General features: G+C 74.8%; 15 protein-coding genes. 11 read left to right on the top strand and 4 right to left on the bottom strand.

Going from position 1 to position 19,665, the window contains the following annotated elements; genetic code table 11:
- Positions 1-18: 18 nt before the first annotated feature.
- Positions 19-1,509 carry an MFS transporter gene (locus tag M1O15_RS00345; protein ID WP_282576088.1) on the bottom strand — a complete coding sequence of 497 codons (1,491 nt, stop codon included), beginning with the start codon at positions 1,507-1,509 and terminating at the stop codon, positions 19-21.
- Positions 1,510-1,768: 259 nt separating this feature from the next.
- On the opposite strand from M1O15_RS00345, the gene M1O15_RS00350 reads away from it, so the two are divergent.
- From M1O15_RS00350 to M1O15_RS00360, 3 genes are all read left to right on the top strand, one after another.
- Complete coding sequence (locus M1O15_RS00350) at positions 1,769-2,392, top strand: TetR/AcrR family transcriptional regulator (RefSeq protein WP_248631089.1); 624 nt, start codon at positions 1,769-1,771, stop codon at positions 2,390-2,392.
- 249 nt (positions 2,393-2,641) lie between these two features.
- The gene (gene rnhB, locus M1O15_RS00355; protein WP_248631090.1) at positions 2,642-3,352 is read left to right on the top strand and encodes a ribonuclease HII; all 711 of its coding nucleotides are present in this window, start codon (positions 2,642-2,644) and stop codon (positions 3,350-3,352) included.
- A 285-nt stretch (positions 3,353-3,637) separates the two neighbouring features.
- Positions 3,638-4,291, top strand: coding sequence for a hypothetical protein (locus tag M1O15_RS00360; RefSeq protein ID WP_248631091.1), 654 nt, complete (start codon positions 3,638-3,640; stop codon positions 4,289-4,291).
- Positions 4,292-4,494: 203 nt separating this feature from the next.
- Here M1O15_RS00360 and M1O15_RS00365 read toward each other — a convergent pair whose 3' ends face one another.
- Entirely contained in the window at positions 4,495-5,124 is a 630-nt protein-coding gene (locus tag M1O15_RS00365) for a hypothetical protein (protein ID WP_248631092.1), read from the bottom strand.
- A 272-nt stretch (positions 5,125-5,396) separates the two neighbouring features.
- A complete protein-coding gene (locus M1O15_RS00370; protein ID WP_248631093.1) occupies positions 5,397-7,577 on the bottom strand; it encodes a RecQ family ATP-dependent DNA helicase in 2,181 nt (726 codons plus the stop codon).
- Positions 7,578-7,767: 190 nt separating this feature from the next.
- Here M1O15_RS00370 and M1O15_RS00375 point away from each other — a divergent pair, with 190 nt between their 5' ends.
- The 5 genes from M1O15_RS00375 to M1O15_RS00390 all read left to right on the top strand — a co-directional run bounded on the left by M1O15_RS00375 (position 7,768) and on the right by M1O15_RS00390 (position 13,515).
- A complete protein-coding gene (locus M1O15_RS00375; protein ID WP_248631094.1) occupies positions 7,768-9,444 on the top strand; it encodes a DUF4192 domain-containing protein in 1,677 nt (558 codons plus the stop codon).
- A 611-nt stretch (positions 9,445-10,055) separates the two neighbouring features.
- Positions 10,056-10,754, top strand: a complete 699-nt coding sequence (locus tag M1O15_RS31765; protein ID WP_372499321.1) for a glycogen debranching N-terminal domain-containing protein — start codon at positions 10,056-10,058, stop codon at positions 10,752-10,754.
- A gap of 3 nt (positions 10,755-10,757) precedes the next feature.
- Positions 10,758-11,996 (top strand): amylo-alpha-1,6-glucosidase, encoded by a 1,239-nt coding sequence (locus tag M1O15_RS31770; RefSeq protein ID WP_372499322.1) that lies wholly within the window; start codon positions 10,758-10,760, stop codon positions 11,994-11,996.
- Between the two features lie 222 nt (positions 11,997-12,218).
- Entirely contained in the window at positions 12,219-13,316 is a 1,098-nt protein-coding gene (locus M1O15_RS00385) for a winged helix DNA-binding domain-containing protein (RefSeq protein ID WP_248631095.1), read from the top strand.
- Entirely contained in the window at positions 13,285-13,515 is a 231-nt protein-coding gene (locus M1O15_RS00390; RefSeq protein ID WP_248631096.1) for a hypothetical protein, read from the top strand. Before M1O15_RS00385 ends, M1O15_RS00390 begins: the two co-directional genes overlap by 32 nt.
- 54 nt (positions 13,516-13,569) lie before the next feature.
- Here M1O15_RS00390 and M1O15_RS00395 read toward each other — a convergent pair whose 3' ends face one another.
- A complete protein-coding gene (locus tag M1O15_RS00395; RefSeq protein ID WP_248631097.1) occupies positions 13,570-15,546 on the bottom strand; it encodes a heavy metal translocating P-type ATPase in 1,977 nt (658 codons plus the stop codon).
- A 120-nt stretch (positions 15,547-15,666) separates the two neighbouring features.
- On the opposite strand from M1O15_RS00395, the gene M1O15_RS00400 reads away from it, so the two are divergent.
- The 3 genes from M1O15_RS00400 to M1O15_RS00410 all read left to right on the top strand — a co-directional run bounded on the left by M1O15_RS00400 (position 15,667) and on the right by M1O15_RS00410 (position 19,620).
- On the top strand, positions 15,667-16,065 hold the full coding sequence (locus M1O15_RS00400; RefSeq protein ID WP_248631098.1) for an ArsR/SmtB family transcription factor: 399 nt from the start codon (positions 15,667-15,669) through the stop codon (positions 16,063-16,065).
- Between the two features lie 153 nt (positions 16,066-16,218).
- Positions 16,219-16,986, top strand: a complete 768-nt coding sequence (locus M1O15_RS00405; protein ID WP_248631099.1) for an NUDIX hydrolase — start codon at positions 16,219-16,221, stop codon at positions 16,984-16,986.
- Positions 16,987-17,169: 183 nt separating this feature from the next.
- Positions 17,170-19,620, top strand: coding sequence for an ATP-binding cassette domain-containing protein (locus M1O15_RS00410; protein ID WP_248631100.1), 2,451 nt, complete (start codon positions 17,170-17,172; stop codon positions 19,618-19,620).
- Positions 19,621-19,665 lie beyond the last annotated feature (45 nt).

A 19,665-nucleotide genomic window follows, 5' to 3' on the forward strand; every position in this document is an offset into this window, starting at 1 on the left:
CTCACCCCCAGGCCTCCGTCAGCCCAGGCCCGGCCCGGCGGACTCGGCCGTTCCGCTGAGGGCCGCCAGATCACTGCGGCGTACCCGGACGACGAGCAGGGCGGTCAGCAGCGCCACCGCCACCATGGCGACCGCGGCCATGAAGGACGTGGAGATGCCCTCCGTCAGGACCTGGCCGCCCCAGGGGGCGGGCAGTTCGCGGGTGGCGGCGAACTCCTTCAACTGCTCGGGGGTGGCCTGCGCCATGAAGTCGGGCAGCTGCTTCTCCGCCTCCTCGCGGCTCGCCGTGCCGAAGACGGTGACCAGGATGGACAGTCCCAGCGAACCGCCCACCTGCTGGGTGGCGTTCAGCAGACCCGAGGCCGCGCCCGCCTCGTGCGGGGCCACCCCGGAGACGGCCGTCAGGGTCAGGGTGACGAAGTTCAGCCCCATGCCGAAGCCGAAGAGCAGCAGCGGCCCGAGGATGCCGCCCAGGTAGGTGCTGTCCGGCGAGACGAAGGTCTGCCAGAACAGCCCCGCACCGGTGATCGCCGCACCGGACACCATGAACGGCTTCGGTCCCAGTACCGGCAGCAGCCGCTGCGCCAGCCCGGCGGCGACGATGATCGCCGCGGTGACCGGCAGGAAGGCGAGTCCCGCCTCGATCGGGCTGTAGACCAGCACGTTCTGGACGAAGAGCACGATGAAGAAGAACATGCCGAACATGGCCGCCGACAGGCTGAGCATGATCACATATGTGCCCGAGCGGTTGCGGTCGGCGAACATCCGCAGCGGGGTGATGGGCTCCTTCGCCCGCCGCTCGACCACCGCGAAGGCGGCCAGCAGGATCACGGCGGCCACGAACGACCCGATGGTCAGCGCGTCGCGCCACCCCTCCTCGGAGGCCCGGATGAAGCCGTAGACGAGCGAGGCCATACCACCCGTCGAGGTCAGCGCGCCCGCGACGTCGAACCGTCCGGGGTGGCGCTCGGACTCCCGGATGCAGCGCGGGGCGAGGAAGGCGATCAGCAGCCCGATCGGCACGTTGACGAAGAGCACCCAGCGCCAGTCCAGCCACTCGGTGAGCATTCCGCCGGCCAGCAGGCCGATGGCGCCGCCACCGGCCGAGACGGCCGCGAAGACGCCGAACGCCCGGTTCCGGGCCGGCCCCTCCGGGAACGTGGTGGTGATCAGCGCCAGCGAGGTCGGGGAGGCGATCGCGCCGCCGACCCCCTGGAGCGCCCGGGCCGCCAACAACTGCCAGGGCTCCTGCGCGAATCCGCCCAGCAGCGAGGCCGCGGTGAAGAGCAGGATGCCGGTCATGAACACCCGGCGGCGGCCGAGCACGTCCCCGGCGCGCCCGCCGAGCAGCAGCAGGCCGCCGAAGGTGAGGGTGTAGGCGCTCAGCACCCAGGAGAGGCCGGTGGTGGAGAAGGAGAGCGCGTCCTGGATGTGGGGCAGCGCGATGTTCACGATGGTGGAGTCGAGCACCACCATCAACTGGCAGGCGGCGATGACCGCGAGGGCCAGACCCGCACGGGCCGGTGGCCCCGCCGCCGGTCCGCTGCGCTCCCGCTGGGTCTCCGGCGCGGAAATTGTCACTATGGTTCCCCCCAGGGTAATGCAGTGAACGGGGGCGTTCACTGCGCTCGCCACGGTAGTGAGTCCCCGTCAGGGAACGCAAGCGTTCACTGAATCACCGCCGCGGGGGGTTGCCGGGCGGCATCAGCCGTCCGGTGCCGCTCCGGGCCGGCCCCGCGCCCGGCCCGTGACCGATGGAGAGTTGCCGATGGCGAACACCCGCACCGAGGACGCCCACCACGAGCGCACGGCCTGCCGCCGGCACGGCGCCGTGCTGGAGCGGGCCATCCTCGAAGCCGCCCTCGCGGAGCTGGCTCGGGTCGGCTGGAACGGCCTGACCATGGAAGGGGTGGCCGCCGCCGCGCGGACCGGCAAGGCGGCCGTCTATCGCCGCTGGTCAGGCAAGGAGGATCTGGTCGCGGACGCGCTCCGGGCCGCGCTGCCGGCGCTGGACGAGGTCCCCGACCTCGGCGGGGTGCGCGAGGACCTCCACGCCCTGTGCCGGATGATCCGGGACGCGATGTTCTCCGCGTCGGGCACGGCGCTTCGCTCGGTGCTTCACGAATGCGACGGCGCGGGCGGCGAACGGTTCCACGGCCTCATCCGAACGGGCGTCATCGATCCCGGAACCCGGCTGATCCGCATGGTGCTGGACCGTGGCCGCGAGCGGGGCGACGTCCGGGCGGACAGCGGCGACGGGCTGGTCGTGGATGTGCTCCCCGCCCTGCTGATGTACCGCTCGAAGGTGCACGGGAGCGAGTGGCCGGACACGGAGGTCGCGGAGCTCGTCGACCAGGTGCTGGTGCCGCTGCTGCGCCCCGGCGCCCGCTGAGCCCTCTATGCCTCCACGCCTCTCGCGCGCGGCCTTTGGGGGCATGGATACCCGACGGTGCCCCGGGGCGGATGCCGGGCGGTGTCGTGGGGGGATACCGGGTGGTGCCGGGGGGTGGATACCGGCCGGTAAGGGGGCAGATGTCCGATGCTGCGGGGGCGGGTAACCGGCGGTACGGGAGCGGCCGGGGTCCCGTAGGGCAATCCGGGTATCGCGGGCCGGGCCGGGCGGCGTAACCTGTCTGGCGCCATGCCGTACGAACCTCCCACCCACACCGTCGAACGCTCGATCCGAGCGACCACCGGCGCCAAGACCATCGCCGGGGTCGACGAGGTCGGACGCGGGGCGTGGGCCGGGCCCGTCACGGTCTGCGCCGCCGTCACCGGTCTGCGCCGGCCGCCCGCCGGGCTGACCGACTCCAAGCTCATCAACCCCAAGCGCCGCGCCGAACTCGCCGTGGAGCTGGAGAAGTGGGTCACCTCGCACGCCCTCGGCCATGCCTCTCCGGAGGAGATCGACGAGCTCGGGATGACCGCGGCGCTGCGGCTGGCCGCCGTCCGCGCCCTGGACGCGCTGCCGGTGCGGCCGGACGCGGTGATACTGGACGGCAAGCACGACTACCTGGGGGTGCCCTGGCAGGTGCGTACGGTGATCAAGGGCGACCAGTCCTGTGTCGCCGTCGCGGCGGCCTCCGTCATCGCCAAGGTGCGCCGGGACGCGATGATGGCCGAACTGGAGGCGGAGTCGGCGCAGTACGCCGCCTTCGGGTTCGGGGCCAACGCCGGTTACCCCTCGCCGGTGCACAAAGCGGCGCTCCACGAGTGGGGGCCCACGCCCTACCACCGGCTCAGCTGGGCCTATCTCGACGGGCTGCCCCAGTGGCGGCACCTCAAGAAGGTCCGCATCCCACCCCAGGCGGCCGAACGGGAAAGCGGGGGCCAACTCGGCTTCGACTTCTGACGCGAACCGCTCGACCTTCGACCGTTCGGTTTCGACCATCCGACGTCGACCGCTCGACCCCCGACCGCTCGACTTCGACCGCTCCGATCCCGACTGCTCGATTCCCGACCGATCGACTTCCGACTGCTCGATTCCCGACCGATCGACTTCCGACTGCTCGGCTTCCGATCGGTCGACTTCCGACCGCTCGCGGACGGCCGGCGGCCCTGACCGACCGCCCCCCGTGCCGCGTGCAAGCACCACCCGCCGCCGTCGTTTCGGCCGGCGTCTGACAGACAACCATCCATGCCTCTCATCCCCGAGGAGCCTCAGATTCCCGAGAGTGCCCAGGGTCCCCGCGCCACCCCGGCCGCAGGCCGTACCGCGCCGACCCCTCGACCCGTACCCGGTCCGCGAGCCGTCCCCGGCCCGCGCTCCGCTTCCGCGCCGCGTCCCGGACGTCCGGGCCCCGGCCCCGCCCGGCCGGCGCCGCCCGCCCAGCGCCAGCACGGCTCCACCGCTCCGGCTCCCGGCCCGCGGGTGGAGAATCGTTCCGCGACGCAGGGCTCCGGGCCCCAGATCCAGCTGATCCTCGCCCCGGTGGACGGCGCGCTCGACGCCGCCGAGGAGGCGGTGGACCTGCTGCTGGACACCGGCCGTGCGCCCGGCGACATCCTGGTGCTCACCACCGGTGAGCAGCACCCCTGGGCCGCCCATGAACTGTCCTTCGGCGAGGCGTCCTACTGGGCGCAGCACGACGCCGGGGAGGACGTGTTCTTCGCGGACGCCACCGCCGCCACCCGTGCCTCCGACCGGCCGGTGGTGGTGGTCGCCCTGAACGGCGGCGACGACGACGCGGCCGCTCGCACCCTGCCGACCGCACTGACCCGGGCCACCGCCCTGCTGGTCGTCTGCGGCGACTCGGAGCGCGTCAACTCGGTTCTGGGCGCCGGGGTCTGAGCGGTCGCCCGGGCGCCCGCCGCCCGGACACCGATCGGTCCTCGCCGCCGGGCGCCCCATGGCAGCGCCCGACGAACGGCCCGTACGCGGCCGGCACCATCAGGGTGCCGGCCGCGTACGGCTGTGCGGTGACCGGTGGTTCGCCCCGGTCGGCGGTACGGAGCCGAGCCCAGCGCAGCCCGGTCGAGCCGTCTGAGGGGGGCTCAGCGGGCCGCCGAGCGGCGCAGCGCCTCGGGGGCACCGCCCGCCCCGCGCGGTACCGCGAGCAATCCCTCCGGCGCCGGATCGGCCAGGTCGCTCGGGGGTGACGCGGAGTGCGGCCGCCGGCCTCCCCGGCCCTCGCCCAGCACCTGCCAACCGCCCTTGGTCAGGGTGATGTACGCGCCGCAGCGCAGCCCGTGCAGGGTGCAGGCGTCCCGCAGCCCCCACATCCACGCCCCGTCCTCCTCGGTCCAGCGCTCGTCGCCCTCTCGGCAGTAGAGCAGCACCGCCGTGCGCACCGGAGTGCGGCGGCGCAGGTCGTGCGGGATGACCCGGCGCAGATGCGAGAGCAGCGCGTTACGGAACTCCCAGCCGTCCGCCGGTACGGGGCGCCGGGCGAAGGAGGCGCTGGCGGTGAGCCGTTCCTCCTGGTCGAGCACGGCCACCACGGCGGTGGCGGGGGTCGGATGGTGGCGGGCGTGCAGACCGCTGACGATCTCGCGCGGGCTGCGCAGCAGGGGGATGCCCGCCGCCGCCCACTCCGTCGGCTGGAGCATCCTGGCAAGGCTGCTCGCGGAATGGTCCGGAGAGTCGATGGAAGTGGCAGTGGACGGGGCGAATCCGAAGGTCACGGTCCTCCCTTCGCATACGCGCCCACAAGGGCGGCAGGGTCGAGTGAGGGACGCACCGGCATGGCCCTTCCAGGGCGAATGGGCCGCACGGGGAGCGGATTCCAATTGTTCCTGGCGGAACGGGCCAGCGGCAACGAGCAATTGGGGCCGACGCCGGGAATGGGTTGGTATGACACTCATATCCTGCCCGTTCCCAGGCGGCTGATGCCTTCCCGCGCTCCCGGGAGCGGCCCAAGGCCCTCCGAAGGCCCGTCGGCGGCCCGCGCGGCCGATCATCCCTGTGCGGCGAGGACCAGCGGAAACACCCCCTCCGCTCCGGCTCCGCGCAGCAGTCGGGCCGCTACCGCGAGCGTCCACCCGCTGTCGGTGAGATCGTCCACCAGCAGCACCGGCCCGCTCGCCGCCGCCAACTCCGAGGCCAGCTCCGCCGGTACCTCCAACGCGTGATGCAGCCCCAGCACCCGCTGGGCGCTGTTGGTCCGGGACAGCCGGTCCGACGGGCCGGGCGCGTACCGCAGAGCGCCCAGCAGCGGCATCCGCCCCACCTCCGCGATCCGGCGGCCCAGCGAACCCACCAGCTCCGGCCGGCCGCGCGAGGGGACCGTCACCACCCCGACGGGCCGTGACGGGGCGTCGGCAGCGCCGGAGGCCCAGCCACCCGGGCCGCGCGCCCAGTCGGCCATCACCCGCACCACCGCGTCCCCCACATCGTCCGGCACCGGCCCGTCCGGCGCGCCCGGGGCGAACAGCGGCCGGAGCCGGTTGCCCCACCCGATGTCCGACAGCCGGCCCAGTGCCCGGCCCGCGAACGACTGCTCCGACGCCGGGATACGGCCCTTCAGCTCCACCCCCGCCGCCGGCAGCCCGGTCGGCCACATCCGGCGCGGCTCCACCTCGACCCCGGGACGCCCCAGCTCACCGCGCGCGGCGTCCAGCGCGGCCGGTGACACCTTGGTGTCGAAGCGGGGCCCCGCGCAGTTGTCGCAGCGGCCGCAGGGGGCCGCCTCCTCGTCGTCCAGCCGTCGCCGCAGGAACTCCATCCGGCAGCCCTCCGACACGGCGTACTCCCGCATCGCCTGCTGCTCCGCCGAGCGCTGGCGGGCCACCCACGCGTACCGCTCGGTGTCGTACGCCCAGGGCGTGCCGGTGCTCGTCCAGCCGCCCTTCACCCGCCGGACCGCGCCGTCCACGTCCAGCACCTTCAGCATCGTCTCCAGCCGGGTGCGGCGCAGCTCCACCAGCGGCTCCAGCGCCGGCAGCGACAGCGGGCGCTCGGCGCGGGCCAGCACATCGAGCGTCCGGCGCACCTGCTCCTCGGGCGGGAAGGCCACCGAGGCGAAGTACTGCCAGATGGCCTCGTCCTCCGCGCCGGGCAGCAGCAGCACCTCCGCGTGCCGGACTCCGCGCCCGGCGCGCCCCACCTGCTGGTAGTACGCGATGGGCGAGGACGGCGAGCCGAAGTGGACCACGAACCCCAGATCGGGCTTGTCGAACCCCATGCCCAGCGCCGAGGTGGCCACCAGCGCCTTGACGCGGTTGGCCAGCAGATCCTCCTCCGCCTGCCGGCGGTCCGCGTCCTCGGTGCGCCCGGTGTAGGAGGCCACCGTGTGCCCGCACTGCCGCAGATAGGCCGTGACCTCCTCGGCCGCCGCCACGGTCAGCGTGTAGATGATGCCGGACCCCGGCAGCGCGTCCAGATGGTCGGCCAGCCAGGCGAGGCGGTGCGCCGCGTCCGGCAGGCGCAGCACTCCCAGGGCCAGGCTCTCGCGGTCCAGCGGGCCGCGCAGCACCAGCGCGTCACCGCCCGCCCCGGTGCCCAGTTGCTCGGCCACGTCGGAGGTCACCCGGGCGTTGGCCGTGGCGGTCGTCGCCAGCACGGGGACCCCGTCCGGCAGCTCGGCCAGCATGGTCCGCAGCCGCCGGTAGTCGGGCCGGAAGTCATGGCCCCAGTCGGAGACGCAGTGCGCCTCGTCGACGACCAGCATCCCGGTCGCCGCCGCCAGCCGGGGCAGCACCTGGTCGCGGAAGTCGGGGTTGTTCAGCCGCTCGGGGCTCACCAGCAGCACGTCCACCTCGCCCGTGGCCACCTCCTGGTGGATCGCCTCCCACTCCTCGGTGTTGGAGGAGTTGATCGTGCGGGCGCGGATCCCGGCCCGGGCGGCAGCGTCCACCTGGTTGCGCATCAGCGCCAGCAGCGGCGAGACGATCACCGTGGGCCCGGCGCCCTGCGCGCGCAGCAGCGAGGTGGCGACGAAGTACACCGCGGACTTGCCCCATCCGGTGCGCTGTACCACCAGCGCGCGGCGGCGGTCCGCGACCAGCGCCTCGATCGCCCGCCACTGGTCCTCGCGCAACCGCGCCGTCCCGCTCTCGTCCCCGACCAGGCGGGCGAGCACGGCGTCGGCCGCCGCGCGGAGATCCTGGGGTGCTGCTGCCTCGCTCGTGTGCTCCATGCCCCCATGCAACAGCACGGCTCTGACATTCGGCGAACCCCGGCGGCCACCGTGGCCAGGACTCGCCACCACGGCTCCGACGAGGGCGGAGGTCTCCGATAACCCCTGGTGGGCGGCGGTGTCGACCCCTGTGGACAACGCTGTCCACAGGGGTCGACGGGGGCTTGCGGAGTGCGGGACGGTCTCGGCCATGAGCGAACGACAGGACAGCCCCCAGCCGCACGACCGCCCTCTTCCCCTCCCCGAGCACTCCGAGCCCGCCCTTCCCACCGACCGCGTCACCGACCCCACCGGAGCAGCCATGCCGCTCGTCCCCGCCGGTTCCTCCGAGTCCTCCGGGCCCGTCGCGCCCCCCGAGCCCGGCGACGACCACGGCAAGCGCTCCGACGACCAGTCGTCGGACCACCGGTCCGGCGGGTGGGCGGCCGGCCGACCGGAGTCCCGGCCAGGGGCCGTGGAGCAGATCACCCTGCGCGGCCCCGCCGAGCTGGCCGATGCCCTGCCGTACATGCTGGGCTACCACCCGACCGACTCCATCGTGCTGGTCGCGCTCCACGGTGACCGGGGCAGGTTCGGCGGCCGGGTGCGGCTGGGCATTCCGCGCTCGGCCCGCGAATGGCCCTCCGTCGCCGACCAGCTCGCCGAGGCGCTGGTCGAAGGGGGCGAGCGGCGCGGCACCCGTCCGGACGGCATCGTGGCGTTCCTCTGCCAGGACCCCGCGGAGGGCGAGTCCGCCCTGCGGGTCATGGAGCGGCTGCGTCCGCTGGCCCAGCGGCTGCGCACCGCCTGCGGCGCGCTCGACGTGCCGGTGTATGAGGCGCTGTGCGTCTCGGACGGCCGCTATTGGTCCTACTGCTGCCCGGACAGCCGCTGCTGCCCGCCCGACGGCACCCCGCTGGTGGCGCCGGGCACCTCGGTGATGGCCGCCGCCGCGACCTACGCGGGCATCCAGGTCCGCGGTTCGCTACGGGACTTCCAGGCCCGGCTGCGCCCCTGGGACCGGGGCACCCGGGCCGCCGACGAGCAGTTGCGGGCGCTGGACGAGGCGGGGGCGGCCCTGGTGCCGGCCATCCTGGGCGAACAGGGCCGGGACGGGGTGCGGGAGGACACCCTGCGGCTCGCCGAGGAGCTGATGCGGCGGCTCGCGCAGAACCCGCCCGGCGGCGACTCCGCCGCCGCCGACACCCACGACGACGGGCTGCTCGGCCACCGGGAGGCGGCCTCGGTCATCCTCGGATTGCAGGACCGGCTGACGCGGGACCGCGCTGCGGAGTGGATGGAGGGGCCCGGCGCGCCCGCCGCGCTGCGGCTCTGGCGCGCGCTGTCCCGCCGCTGTGTGGGCGCCTACGTCGAGCACTCGGCCGCCCCGCTGACCCTGGCCGGCTGGGTGTCCTGGTCGACCGGCGACGAGCCGGCCGCCCGGATCGCGCTGGGGCTGGCCTTGGAGGTGGACCCCGAGTACGTCTTCGCCAGGCTGCTGCACCAGGCGTGCAACGAGAACCTGGACCCCGAGTCGTTGCGCCAGTGCCTTCGGAAGGAGCGCGAGGTGCGGGTGGCGGCGGAGGAGGGTGCGGTGGCCTCCGCCCGTCCCCCGGAGCCCGGGGCCGTCCGGACCAGGACCAGGACCCGGACCCGGCTTCGGACCCGGGCCGGGGCCGGTGACGGCGGCGACGGCGGCCGGAGGACCGGTGCGCCGCGCGCTGCCAGGGTCCGGCCGGCGGCGGGAGCTCGGAGGGCTGATGCCTCACGACCGGCCGCCGGTTCGGCACCGACGAAGGCGGCCCGCACGGTCGGCGGAGTGCCGAGCAGCGGCCTCCGCGCGGCGGGCCGGGGAGAGGAGGGAGATCGTACGGAGAGCCGCACGTGAACCCTGGATGTCGGGGCGCGCTGGACCGGGCGCTGAGCCGACCCCGTCGCCTGGCGGCCGGAGCTGTCGTACGTGGCCGACGCTTCGAACGGCCTGGCCGCGAACTGGTTCCGTTGCCTGCCGACCTGCCGACCTGCCGACCTGCCGACCTGCCGACCTGCCGACCGCCGCGGGTGGCCGGTTCGGCCGAGTCGGGTCGGGGCGCGGCCGGTCGGGGCGGGCTGGGTGTGACGGGGCTCGATGAGAGGTGATCAGGGGATGGCGACGGTGGTGGATGGTGACGTAGCTGTCGGAAGGAGGTGCATGGGCGGTGGCGGGGGGCTCGGCGTGACCGGATGGTCTGCCTGGCCGTTGACCCTGGTGGCGGAGTCGCCTGACCCGTGCCGCCGTACGTCCAGCGGCTGTCCGGAGCACACAGAAGGCCCTCTCACCCCTCCATGGACCTCCCTCATCCCGATCCGGCCTCCGATTCGGTTCCTGGTCCGGCACCCGGTCTGTGGCGCACCCTGCCTCGGCAGGCGTCACCGTGGCCCGGCCGGGGAGCGCCCGGGGCGTCGTCCACTCGGTATGGCGGGCCGCCACCGGTCCACGAGTCGCTCGCCAGCGTCGCCATGCCCGCCTTCGCCCTCTCCCCGCCTCATGGCCAGCTCACCGGGCACGGTGTCGACGGGGTGTACCACGCGGGTCGACGCGTCCTCGTCCGGGCACGGCTCCGGGTCGCGGGCCGGGAGCCGGTCACCGTCCAGGCAGGCATGGTGGGAGCGGGTTCGACCCGGTTCATGGCGCTGGTCCAGGCGCCGGCCGGAGGTGGGCCGGATCCCGCGATCGTGGTGGAGCGGAGCAGAGACGCCGACGGGTCCGAGCGGATCAGCCTGCGCAGCACACTCGACCGGGTGCTGCGCCTGCCGGTCGAACTCCTCCTCGGCGCCGACCTCGCCGAGTTGGGCACGATCGCGGCGGGGCGCCCCTGTCCCGAGCCGCCCGCCGCGGTCCATGGTGCGGGGCTTCGCTGGTCGGCTCCGGTCGGCTGGGCCTCCGTCACCGCCGAGCCGGCTCCGGACGACACCCTCGCCTCGGCCGGGGTGCTGCGCTGGCTGCTCGATCTCGGACCGGGGGAGGAGCGCACCATCGAGCTGCGGGTCCGCTCGTCCCTCCTGCCCCGTGGCGGCCCCGGCCACCTCCATCCCACCGTCGGTGGTGCGCTCGCGGCCGAGGGAGCGAGCGGTGGTCGCTGCTTCTCCGACGCCCGTGCCGAGGCGGACGATCCGCGGGTGGAGCGGCTGTTGGCGGCGGGCGTCGCCGACCTGTGAGCCTTGCTGCTGCGTGACCCTGCCCATCCCGGCCGCGCCTTGCTCGCCGCGGGTGTCCCCTGGCGCGCCCGCCCGGTGCCGGCGGAGGCGCTGCGGGCCGCGCGGATGGCTCTCCCACTGGGCACCGGGGCGGCGGCCGGGACGCTGCGGGCGCTGGCGCGGACCCAGCACACCGCGCCGGGGGAAGGGGCCGGGTTCATCCCCGGGCCGCTGCGCGACGGCGGGCCCGGGCTGCCTCCCGTATGCACCGGCACCGAAGCCACCCTGGCGTTCCCGGTGGTGCTGGCCGAGGCCCGCCGCTGGGGGCTGCCCGACGGTGAGCTCGCCGAACTGCTGCCCGCCGCCGAGCGCTGCCTGCGCTGGTTGCGGGCCGCAGCGGACGAGGACGGTTATGTGCCGGAGCCGGGCTCTGTCCGGGTACTCCGCGCCGAGACGCAGGCGCACGCGCACCGGGCCGCCATGCTCGGCGCCGACCTGCTGGAGGCGTGCGGCCGCCCGGGCGCGGAGGAGTGGCGGTCCTGGGCCGGCCGGCTGCCCACCCGGTTCCGCGCCGACTTCTGGATCGACGACCGGGGCGGCGGCCGGCCGGTGGCCGTACGCACCCCGGGCGGACCGCGCCCGCACCTCGGCGGTGCCGCCGCCCATCTGCTGGATACCGGCCTCGGCGACGGCGTGCGACCGGCGTGCGGACTGCTCGACCCGGTCCGCACCGGGCGGCTCGCCCGGCTGCTCGGCAGCCCCGCCCTGGACTCCGGCTGGGGACTGCGGGGGCTCGGCGAGGTTGAGCCGGGCTTCAACCCGTTCGGCCACCGCACCGGTGCGGTACGGGTGTACGAGACGGCCGTCGCCGTCGCGGGGCTCGCGGCGAGCGGTCACGAGCAGGAGGCGGCCGCCCTGCTCGACGGCCTGGTGCGGGCCGCGGAGGCCTTCGCGTACCGGCTGCCGGAGATGTACGGCGGGGGCCGGCACACGGCGGGCGGCGCCCCGGTGCCGCATCCGGCCGCCTGCCGCCCCTCCGCCCTCTCCGCGGCCTCGGCCGTGCACCTGCTCACCACGGCTGCGGGCATCCGCCCGGACGTACCGGCGGGGCTCCTCGCGGTACGGCCGCTGCGCTCCGCGCCCCTGGGCGCGTTCCGGCTCTCCGGGCTCGCCGTCGCGGGGGAGCCCCTCGCCGTCCGGGTCGGCGGGATCGGGCTGGGGCTGGTCGAGGCCGCCGCCCCGGGCCTCCGGCTCGGCGGCTGACCGGCCATCGCCGTCGCTCGGTGCCCCGGGCGGGGACGGCCGGGCGGGCAGGACCTGCCGGACGGTGGTCGGCGCGCGGGCGGCGGCCTCCTGGATGCGAGCGCCGCTGGTGATGGCAGCTGCTCCGAGAAGCGGTCACCATCTGACCTCATCCGCTGCGATGGTGGTCACTGGACCGAACCGCACCTGATCGAACCGAGTCTTCCTGGAGATGGTGAGCGGATGACTGTTCTGAGCGACAGGGCCCTGGGCCGCGCGACACTCGCCCGGCAACTGCTGCTCGACCCGGCCGACATGCCTGTCGAGGACGCTGTTTCCCACCTCGGCGGTCTGCAGGCGCAGGAGCCTCAGGAGCCATTCGTCGGACTCTGGTCGAGGCTGCGCGCCTTCGACCCCTCGCACCTGTCCGATGCACTGGCCGGACGGCGTGTGGTGCGGACCCATCTCATGCGCCGCACCGTCCACCTCGTCACCGCCGAGGACGCCCTGGGCTGGCGGTCCCGCCATGACGCCATGCTGCGCCAGCGGGTCCTGGGGACGTACCGCCGCGAACTCGCCGGGGTCGATCTGGACGAACTCGCCGCGGCGGGGCGGGCGGTGATGGCCGACGCCGAGCCCCGCACCATGGGCGAGCTGGTGCGGGCCGTGGAAGGGCGGTGGCCGGCGGGGCGGCGGGCGCTGGGCGAGATGCTGGTCGCCGCCCTGCTCCCCGTCGCGCAGATCCCGCCCCGTGGGCTGTGGCGCACCAAGGCCGGAGTGCGCAATGTCCTGCTCTCCGCCTGGCTCGGCCGCGAGATCGCCCCGCCCGCCCCGGACGGCTCCGACCCGGTCGGCCAGACCCTGGTGAGGCGCTACCTCGCCGCGTACGGCCCCGCCACCTCGGCCGACCTCCGGGCCTGGTGCGGCCTGGCCGGGCTGCCCGCCGCGGTGGCCGCCGTGCGCCCGGAGCTGGTCGGCTTCCGCGACGAGCACGGGAGGGAACTGCTGGATCTGCCCGACGCCCCGCGGCCCGGCCCCGACGCGCCTGCCCCGTTGCGGTTCCTGCCGGCCTTCGACAGCGCGATCCTCGGCTACCGGTATCGCGGCAGGATCATCGACGACGCCCACCGCGGTCTGTCGGTCGCCGGTGAGCGCGTCGTCCTGGTCGACGGGCGGGTCGCCGCGACCTGGGACGTCGGCCGGGACGCCACCGTCACCGTCACCCCGCTGCGCCGCCTCACCCGGGCCGAGCGCTCCGAGAGCGCCGAACAGGGGCAGGCGCTGGCCTCGTTCCTCTCGGACGGGGAGAGTGATCGCGTCGAGATCACCGCACCGGACTGACCGTGCGGGGAGGGAGGAAGGAGGGACGTGGCCGGCGGAACTGTCCGGCGAGGAGGTCACCGGGCAGGCCCTGGCCGATCTTCTGGCCGACCCGGCCGGCTGGGCGTACCAGGAGGAGCCGACCCGCTGGATCTGCGTGGCCTCCGGCGACGGTGGCATCCAGGAGCTGGAGGAAGGCATGTGCCACCAGGAGCGGTGACCCTGGCGGGCCCTCGGCAGGCCGTGGCGGTGGCGGTGCGGCGAGGGCGACTGCTCATGCTGTGGGCTTGGTGGGTCGGGGCCAGGCGGACTCGCGTAGCAGGCGCAGGCCGTTGAGGCCGACGATGACGGTGGAGCCCTCATGGCCGGCGACCCCCAGGGGCAGGGGCAGGGCGCCGATCAGGTCCCAGGCCACCAGGACGGCGATGAACGCGCCGGCGAGGGCCAGGTTCCGGATGACGAAGCGGCGTGCGGTGCGGGAGAGCTGCACGATCGAGGGGATGGCGGCGAGTTCGTCGCGCACGACCACGGCGTCGGCGGTCTCCAGGGCGAGGTCGGAGCCGGCCTTGCCCATCGCGATCCCGGAGTGGGCGGCGGCCAGGGCGGGGGCGTCGTTGACGCCGTCGCCGACCACCAGCACCCGGCGTCCCTGGGCTTCCCACTCCTGGACGGCCGCCACCTTGTCCTGGGGCAGCAGTCCGGCGCGGACGTCGGTGATGCCGACCTCGGCGGCCAGGTGCCGGGCGGCGCGTTCGTTGTCGCCGGTCAGCAGGATGGGCGTGCGACCGGTCAGCCGGGTGAGGGCGGCGACGGTGGCCGCCGCGTCCGGTCGCAGCCGGTCGGCGATCCCGAGCACGCCCACCGGTTCCTGGTCGCGCAGGACGGCGACGGCGGTCCGTCCGGCCTCTTCCAGCTCGGCCACCACGGCTCGCCCGGGCTGGTGGCCGGCGGCGTCCAGGAGCCGGGCGGGGGCGCCGACCGTGACGGTGCGGCCGTCGACGGTGGCGGTGACGCCCCGGCCCGGTGCGGAGGTGAAGTCCTCGACGCCGGTCAGCGGCAGGCCGCGTTCGCGGGCGGCGGCGACCACGGCACGCGCGAGCGGGTGTTCGCTGGGGTGCTCGGCGGATGCCGCCAGCATCAGCAGGCTGTCCTGGTCCAGGCCGCTGCCGGGCAGCGGGCGCAGGTCGGTGACGCGGGGGGTGCCCTCGGTAAGGGTGCCGGTCTTGTCCAGGGCGACGGTGTCGATCCGGCCGAGGCGCTCCATGACGACGGCGGACTTGGCGAGGACGCCGTGGCGGCCGGCGTTGGCGATGGCGGACAGCAGCGGCGGCATGGTGGACAGGACGACCGCGCACGGCGAGGCCACGATCATGAACGTCATGGCTCGTAGCAGGGCGGCGGAGAGGGCGTCGCCGAAGGCGAGCGGGATCGCGAAGACAGCGAGGGTCGCGGCCACCATGCCGATCGAGTAGCGCTGTTCGATCTTCTCGATGAACAGCTGGGTGGGGGCCTTGGTCTCGGAGGCTTCCTCGACCATCCTCACGATCCGGGCGATCACCGAGTCCGACGGGTCGCGCTCGACCTGGACCCGCAGGGCGCCGGTGCCGTTGACGGTGCCGGCGAACACCCCGTCACCGACCTGCTTGGCCACCGGCAGCGGCTCGCCGGTGATGGTGGCCTGGTCGACGTCACTGGCCCCGTCGATGACCCGGCCGTCCGCGCCGACCCGTTCGCCGGGCCGCACCAGGATCGTGTTCCCGACCGCCAGGCGCTCCGTCTCGACCGTCTCCTCGGTGCCGTCGGGCAGCAGCCGGGTGGCGGTGGCCGGGGCGAGGTCGAGCAGACCACGCACGGAGTCGGCGGTCCGCGCGGTGGCGACGGCCTCCAGGGCACCGGAGGTGGCGAAGATGACGATCAGCAGCGCGCCGTCGAGGACCTGTCCGATCGCGGCGGCTCCCAGGGCCGCGACGACCATCAGCAGGTCCACGTCCAAGGTCTTGTCCCTGAGGGCCTTCAGCCCCTCCCATCCGGGCTCCCAGCCGCCGGTGGCACAGGTGGCGGCGAACAGCGTTCCCCACAGCCATGCCGGGCCGCCCAGCAGGTGTACGGGCAGGCCGGTCAGGAACAGCACCAGGGCCGCGACCGCCCAGCGGGCCTCCGGCAGCGCCAGCAGCCGCGTCCGGCGGCGGATGGCCGAGGAGCGGTGCGCGGCGACGGGCGGCGCGGGCCGCTGATCGAGGACGGAGGGCATGACAGAACCGACCCTTCACGGGCGAAACGGAACGACCCCGCACGGTCGAACCGGGGTAATGTCATCACCATACACGAACACATGAACAGGTCTTCATGTGTTCTCGGTATGATGAGGTCCATGGGTCACGGAACCGGCACCGCCAGCAGCGCCACCACCCGCGAGCGCCTTGACGCGGTGGGCACCGCCGATGTCGCCGCCACCCTCCAGGCTCTGTCCACCCCGTCCCGGCTCTACATCCTGGCCCGCCTGCAGGAGGGGCCCTGCTCGGTGAGCGAGCTGGCCGACGCGGTCGGTATGGAAGCCTCCGCCTGCTCCCACCAGCTGCGCCTGCTGCGCAACCTCGGTCTGGTCACCGGCGAACGCCACGGGCGGTCCATCGTCTACGCCCTGTACGACAACCATGTCGCCGAGCTCCTCGACCAGGCCCTCTACCACGTCGAACACTTGCGCCTCGGCGCCCATGACGCCCCCGTCGCCGCCGAGCACGGGGCCTCGAAGCAGCTGCGGTCGACGTGACCGCCGGTGATCCGGTGCGCGCGATCACGCGCACCGGATCGCGTGGATCATCACGCGGAAGTGCTCGCGGAACCGCGGAACCTGACGGAAGACCGCCCTCGGGCCGGTCTGTAGGGCGTGCTTATCGTCAGGAAGACGACTATGATGCGCGGCATGTCGCCCTACGACCCCTCGGCCTTTCCGCCCTTCGCCGTCACCGTCGACCTCGTGGTGCTCACCGTGCGCCGCCACGCGCTGTGCGCGCTCGTCGTGCGGCGCGGGGAGCAGCCGTTCCAAGGGCGTTGGGCGCTGCCGGGCGGCTTCGTACGGGAGGACGAGGACCTCGGCGCCGCGGCCCGCCGGGAACTCGCCGAGGAGACCGGGTTGTGCGCCCATGACGCGGGTACGCCTCCGGCGGAGACGAGCGGCGCCCACCTCGAACAGCTCGCCACCTACGGCGCCCCGGGCCGCGACCCCCGGATGCGGGTGGTCAGCGTCGCCCATCTCGCCCTGGCGCCCGATCTTCCCGCGCCCCGGCCGGGTGGCGATGCCAACAGCGCGCGCTGGGCGCCGGTGGAGGAACTCCTCGAACCGGAGGGAGCCCCGCCGCACTCGGACGAGCAGCAGACCCCGCTCGCCTTCGACCACGGCCGGATCCTCGCCGATGGTGTGGAGCGCGCCCGGTCGAAGATCGAGTACTCCTCGCTGGCCACCGCCTTCTGCCCGCCCGAGTTCACCGTGGGTGAGCTGCGCCGGGTGTACGAGGGCGTCTGGGGCGTGGCGCTGGATCCGCGCAACTTCCACCGCAAGGTGACCGGCACCCCGGGCTTCCTGGTGCCGTCCGGCGGGACCACGACCCGCCAAGGCGGCCGCCCCGCCCAGCTGTTCCGGGCCGGCGGCGCCACCCTGCTCAATCCGCCGATGCTGCGTCCCGAGGTCTGACACCGGTCCGGGTCCGGTAGTGAGCCTGATTTCGCGAGTCGGGTGTCGTGAGTCGAATATCGAGGGGTGAATCGCCCGATTCTGTGCGTTTAGTAGGAAATGTAGCGCTATCTTGTCGCGGTACGACCCGCCCCGCCGCGGAGCGCCTGCCGCCGAGCGGCCCCCGACCTCGCGGGAGTAGCGATGCTCCAGGCCATCGGACTGACCAGTACCAGCCGCCGCCCAGGCCGCCCGCCCGCGGTCGACGACCTGACCTTCGAGGCCCGCCCCGGCAGTGTCACCGCGCTGCTCGGCGCCCGCGGTTCCGGCAAGACCACCGCCCTGCGGATGATGCTGGAGCTCGAACCGGGGCGGGGGATCACCTGCTTCCGCGGCAGGCCGCTGCACCGCATCGCCCATCCGCCACGCGAGGTCGGCGTCCTCCTCGGCGATGTACCCGGGCATCCGTCCCGCACCGCGCGCGGGCAGTTGAGGATGCTCGCGGCCGCCGCCGGGGTCCCCGCCTCGCGCGCCGACGAGCTGCTGGACGTCGTCGGGCTGGCCGCCCTGCGAAGCCATCGGCTCGGCGCGCTCTCGCTCGGGATGGACCGCCGACTCGGCATCGCCTCCGCGCTGTTGGGCGATCCGCACACGCTGCTGCTCGACCAGCCGTCGGCCGGGCTGGCCCCGCGCGAGGCCCAGTGGCTGCACGGGCTGCTGCGCGCCCACGCCGACCACGGCGGCACCGTGCTCTACACCACCGACGACCCGAGGGAGGCGGCCCGCCGGGCCGACCGTGTGCTGGCCCTGGACGGGGGCCGGCTGGTGGCGGACCAGGACGGCGCCGCCTTCGCCCGTACCCGGCTCCGGCCCCGGGTCGCCGTCCACACCCCGCACGCGGCGCGGCTCGCCGCACTTGTCGCCCGCGAGGCCCGGGCTTCGGGGCGGTCCGTCGAGGTGGTGGCCGAGAGCGGGGGCCGGCTCTCCGTCTACGGCAGCGACTGCGCGCGGATCGGCGAGACCGCGTTCCGGCACGGCGTACTGCTCCACCGGCTCGCCGACGAGACGGGCGAAGAGTCCGCACCCGTCCGAACCCCCGGCCCGCCTCGGTCTCCCGGTACGGCCCCCGGCCCTCGTCGGTCGCCGCTCTCGGCCCCGGCTCCGGCTCCTGGCGAGACCTCGCGGCTGCCTCGGTCGCCGCTCTCGGCCCCGGCTCCAGGCGGAGCCTCCGGGCCGCCTCGGTCACTGGGCCCGGCCCCCGAGGGAGTGTCCGGCGGCTCGACGCCTCCGGTTCCGGCCCCTGATGGGGCGTCCGGCAGCTCGACGCCCCCGGTTCCGGTCCTGAATCCGACTGCCGCTCAAGACGGAGCCTCCAGGTTCCTTCGGACTCCGGCTGCGGCTCAGGGCGGAGCCTCCGAACTCGGTCGGACTCCGGCTGCGTGTCCCGGCGAGGCGCCCGACGGGGGGATCGCCCCCTCCTCGTCCCCGGTCGCCGGACCCGCCCCTGAGGCGACGGCGGCTCCCGCGAAGATGCCCTGCCCGGCAGTCCGGCCCGCTCTGGGGCCGACGCCGGCTCCGTCGGTGTTGCCCACTCCCACCAGGGCGCCCGCCGCCGCTGCCGGATCCGCGCCCGCCTCGGCCTTCGAGTCCGCGCCCGCCCCCGTCGCCGGATCCGCGGCCGCTCCGGCCCCCGGGTCCGCGGCCTCCGCGACCGCCCCGGCCTCCGACTCCGCGCCCGCCACCGCTGCCGGGTCCCCGGCCGCCCAGGCCGCCAAGTCCGCGCTCGCCCCGGCCCCCGGGGTCCCGCCTACCTCGGTCGCCCGGCCCGCGGTGGCCGCTCTGGTGAGGCAGGCCGCCGTACCGCCGCTGGTGCGGCGGCCGCCGCGGGGGCCTTCGCGGCCGGTGCGTTACGAGGTGCGGCGGCTGCTGGGGGTGCCCAGTACCCCGCTCACCGCGGCCGCCGGGCTCGCCGCCTCGGTCCTGATCGCGGTCCTGCTGGCGCGGTCCGGGGGTGTTCCACTCCCGACCGCCCTGGCCGCCTGGCCACGGCTGCTGCCGTTGCCGCCCGCCGCGCTCGCCGCCGGGCTGCTGGGCGCGCTTTCCTTCGGTGACGAGTACCGCCACCCCGCCTTGAGTTCCGGGCGGGGTACCGTCCCGCGCCGGCTCGGGCTGCTGCTCGCCAAGCTCCTCGTCACCGCGGCCACCGCGGCACTGCTCGCCCTGGTCTCGGCGCTGGCCGCCTTCGCCGCGCTGCGGCTGCTGTACGGCGGCGAGGCCATCCCGGTGCCCCGGCACTGGGCGGCACTGGTCGCGATCTGGACGGCGCTCTGCGTCGGTTGCGGCTGGGCCGGGCTGCTCGGGGCGGGCGTCTTCCGGGTCACCGCGGCAGGGGTCGCCGCGGTACTGGCCGTGCCGGTGGTGGTGGCTCCGCTCGTCCAGCGGGCGTCGGCGGGGCCCTCCGTCCGCCCGATCGCCGGTCTGCCGCACCGGCTTCGCGAACTCCTGTGGCCACGCTGGCCGTTCGACACCGATGGCGTGCTGGGCGCCGCGACGCGGATGGCGGCCCAACCGATGGGTGCGGCACTGGTGTTGTCGCTTTCGGTCTTGATCTGCGCGTATCTGATCACTGGATGTCGGCGCCGCGCCCGTTGGTGATCGCATACGGAAGGGATGTGCCCAACGGGTCGTAAAACCCGGGAG

Source organism: Streptomyces lichenis, from assembly GCF_023218175.1.
GTDB classification, from domain to species: domain Bacteria; phylum Actinomycetota; class Actinomycetes; order Streptomycetales; family Streptomycetaceae; genus Streptomyces; species Streptomyces lichenis.